At 60.6% G+C, this 3,790-nt stretch carries 3 protein-coding genes; 1 reads left to right on the top strand and 2 read right to left on the bottom strand.

Going from position 1 to position 3,790, the window contains the following annotated elements:
* A partial coding sequence (locus ABR948_RS28920; RefSeq protein ID WP_428124636.1) for an FAD-dependent monooxygenase occupies positions 1–1,296 on the bottom strand: 1,296 nt, incomplete at its 3' end.
* A 96-nt stretch (positions 1,297–1,392) separates the two neighbouring features.
* Here ABR948_RS28920 and ABR948_RS28915 point away from each other — a divergent pair.
* Entirely contained in the window at positions 1,393–1,875 is a 483-nt protein-coding gene (locus ABR948_RS28915; RefSeq protein ID WP_428124634.1) for a MarR family winged helix-turn-helix transcriptional regulator, read from the top strand.
* Between the two features lie 80 nt (positions 1,876–1,955).
* On the opposite strand, the gene ABR948_RS28910 is transcribed toward ABR948_RS28915, so the two are convergent.
* Complete coding sequence (locus tag ABR948_RS28910) at positions 1,956–3,653, bottom strand: amidohydrolase (protein WP_428124632.1); 1,698 nt, start codon at positions 3,651–3,653, stop codon at positions 1,956–1,958.
* Positions 3,654–3,790: the final 137 nt, after the last annotated feature.

The following is a 3,790-nucleotide window of genomic DNA, read 5'->3' as shown; positions in this document are numbered from 1 at the left end:
TTGGGTCTCGGCCGCATCGAACCCTTTGCTTGATGCAAGCAACGCGGCCCATTCGCGATCGAAGTCGATCAGTTCCTTGGCGACGGCCTGTCGTTCCGCCGAGTAGGTATGCAGCAGGCGAGGCGCGCACCGCTTCCGCAGCACGGAAGCCAGCTTCCAGCCGAGATTGAAGCCATCCTGCATCGAGACATTCATGCCCTGGCCCGCTTTCGGGCTGTGCGTGTGGCAGGCGTCACCGGCGATGAACACGCTGGGCAAGTGCTGGATGTCCTGTTCGGGCACGTTATCGAACTTGTCGCAGAGGCGCTGCCCGATCTCATAAACGGACCACCAGGCAACCTCTTTCACCTCGAGCGTATAGGGCCGCAGAATGCGGCGCGCCGCCGCAATCAGATTGTCGGCCGTGATATTGCGATTTGAAACTCTTTCACCGGCGTCAAGCTTGTCAAGTTCGACATACAGGCGAACGAGATAGCCGCCTTCCCGCGGAATGACGATGATGCTGCCGTCGCTGTCGGACTGTATCAACGACTTGAAACGGATATCCGGAAAGTCGGTGACAGCCAGCACATCCATCACCCCCCAGGCGTGATTGGCCGAGTCTCCGTGCAGCGCGCGCCCGATGCTCTTGCGTACGGCGCTGCGCGCGCCGTCGCAGCCCACCACATAGCGAGCCCTGATGGTCTCGGTCTGTCCCTCGTGCGCCGGATCGAGGCGCTCCAGCCGGGCGGTCACTCGATAGGGATCAGCATTGTCGCCGGCACCAGCGTCCGGAGCGATCTGAAGATCGAACAGGCGCCGCGCATAATGCGGCTCGAGATGTGCCGGCGATTTGCGCATCACGTCCAGGAAGAAATCATGCACCCGCGCCTGATTGAGAACGACATGCGGAAACTCCGACAGCCCTTCTTCGGTGTCCTGCACCCGTCCGCTGCGCACGATGTTTTCGCGCCGCTTGTCGTCAGGCTTCCAGAATGTCGTTTCATTGATCCAGCAGGCCTCCTTGAGCACACGCTCGCTGAAACCATAGGCTTCGAACATCTCCATCGTACGGCAGGCGATGCCGTCGGCCTGGCCGCGCAGCAGAGGGCCGGACTTCTGTTCAACGATGCAGGTCTTGATGTCGGGAAAGGCGGACAATTGGGCCGCCAAGGTCAGCCCTGCCGGCCCGCAGCCAACGATGAGGACGTCGACCTGCTCCGGGACAGCGCCGGAACATCCTGAAGTGGCCGCCGGCTGCGCCGCATCCGCAACCTCGGGATCGCCAGGCTCGAATCCATTCAGATGAAATTGCACTGGACCTCCCCGTCGCTAACGGACCTTTCGCGCCTCTGCAGCACTTGATCAGTATGCTGATCATCAGTATACTTGTCAAGCAGACTGGAGGAGCTGGTGACCGATAACAATGACAAACCCGGGCACTTGGCGCGCCGGTTCCAGCAGATCGCGGTGGCGGTCTTTCATGCCGAGGTCGAGGAGGCCGGGCACGACCTCACGCCCGTTCAGTATGCGGCGCTCACCACGATCCGGTCACATCCGAAAATCGATCAAGCGACGCTTGCCGGATTGATCGCGTACGATCGAACGACCATCACCGGAGTTGTAGATCGGTTGGCGCAGAAAGGCTTGCTGGCGCGCCACGCAAACAGCAGGGACAGGCGCGTTCGCGAGTTGCAGATCACCGATAAGGGAAGGCGGATTCTCGACAGTATCGAACCGGCGGTAGAAGCGGCGCAGCGGATCATGCTGCGTGGCCTGACCGCCGACGAGACAGACGAACTCCTGCGGCTTTTGCGCAAGGCGATCGCGGCCGGCAACCAACTTAGCCGGGCGCCGTTGCGCGAGGCTTCAAGCGAAGCTGTGAGGAAGAAATAATGCGCCGGACGACACCGCCGCCCATCCCAGCGAAAGCGGGACGACATGACGATCGGGCGAAGCTTCGCCGGCACCGCGGCTCAGCGCTGAAAGACGACTTTGCCGCCAACGATCGTCACGTCGGCCCTGATATCCTTGATCTGATCTTCCGGCACAGTTATGTAATCCGCGGATAGAACCACCAGGTCGGCCAACTTTCCGGGCTCAAGCGTGCCCTTGCGTCCTTCCTCGAACGTGTAACGTGCCGCCGCACTCGTATAGAGGCGCAGCGCCTGCTCGCGGCCGATGGCTTCGGATGCGCCGTAAACGTTTCCGTTGATATCCTTTCGCGTTACCATGACGTACATGTTGAGCAGCGGGTTGATCGGGTTGACCGGAAAATCCGTTCCAGCTCCGAGACTGTCCAATCCCATCTTCTCGATCAAAGTCCTGGTAGGCACGGCACGGTCCGCGGTCGCTCGCCCGAGGAAGCGCTCCACGGTCGCGGCCTTGTCCCACATGAACACGTTCTGAAAATCGATGCGGACTCCCAGCCTGTGGGCCCGCTCCATCTGTTCCGGCCTGATCAAGCTTGCATGGATCAGGATGAAGCGCCGATCGCGAATCGACTTCTCCTTGTCAGCAGCCTCGAACGCGTCGAGTACCTGGTCGATGCCCAAGTCCCCCACGACGTGCACGCCTACGCGCCAGTTGTATCGGTTGCAGATCGACACAAGTTGCTTCAGCCGCTCGGGCGTCTGTTGCGCAATGCCGTGATAGTCGTCCTTCGAGTCAGGATAGACGTCGCGCATCAGCGCCGTTTTCAGCGTCATGCCGCCGTCGTAGAAGATCTTGATTCCGGCGAACTTCAGCCAGTCGTCACCAAACCCGGACGATGCGCCGTTGCCGGAGATGACCGCTTCCCACGCAGACAGCTCCGCCGGCGGCTCCGGCCGGAACATCAAACCTGCGCGAACAGTGGCCTCTCCGGAAACAGCGATCTTCTCAAGCGTCCGGACGTCTCGGGCTTCCGTCGCTCCCTCGACGACGCTCGTGATCCCGAAGGTGTTAAGAACGCCCTCGGCGATCTTGAACTGCCGGACCTCGTCTTCTTCAGTCCACGGAGGCACGGCCTTTTCGACCCGGTCGATCGCGGTCTCGAGGAGCACGCCCGTCAACTCCCCGGACGCGTCTCTTTCGAAAGATCCTCCGCTCGGATTCGGCGTGCTCTTGTCGACACCCGCCTTCTGCAGTGCCAGGCTGTTCGCCATTGAAAAGTGACCAACGGTCCGCAGGTAGACGGGATTGTTCGGAGCGGCGCCGTCGATTTCCTGTTTGGTCAGATAGCGCTTCTCGGCGAGTTGCGACGGCGGATGCCATGCGCCGCCGACGATCCATTCGCCTGGCTTCTTCCTGGCCGCGAATGTCTTGATCGCGTCAAGAGCCTCGACGACGGTCTTCGCCCTGCTCATGTTCACTACGTATTCCGAGAGACCGGCGGCCTTGAAATGCGCGTGGGTATCGATCAGTCCGGGAACGACGGTCTTGCCGGCAAGGTCAAGAACGCGCGTCCGTGTGCCGATGACGGATTTGACCGACGCGTTGCTTCCCGTTGTGAGTATCTTGCCGTCCAGAACGGCCACCGCCTCCACGACGGATGACCGACTATCCATGGTCAGGACTTTTCCGTTAATCAGAACCAGGTCGGGCGAACTCAAGTCCGCCTGCTGCGCGTGCGTTGCTCCGGCGAAACAAAAGCCAACTCCCAGGAGCGCCAGAGCCCTTACCTTCCTCTTCATGAATTTCCAACGCCTTCCATTGTTCGATGACGAACAATAGTGCGATGCAAATAGAATGCATCTGGTTTTATTTCCGTGCCGACCGGGTTCTTGTATCGGCCTGAGCGCAGGTCCTGGATGACAGTTTCCGTGCCGCA

Origin of the sequence: Bradyrhizobium sp., from assembly GCF_050014615.1 — a bacterium.
Taxonomy (GTDB): Bacteria; Pseudomonadota; Alphaproteobacteria; order Rhizobiales; family Xanthobacteraceae; genus Bradyrhizobium.
Note: the sequence above shows the minus strand (reverse complement) of the source record. Positions and strands in the feature narration are given on the sequence as shown.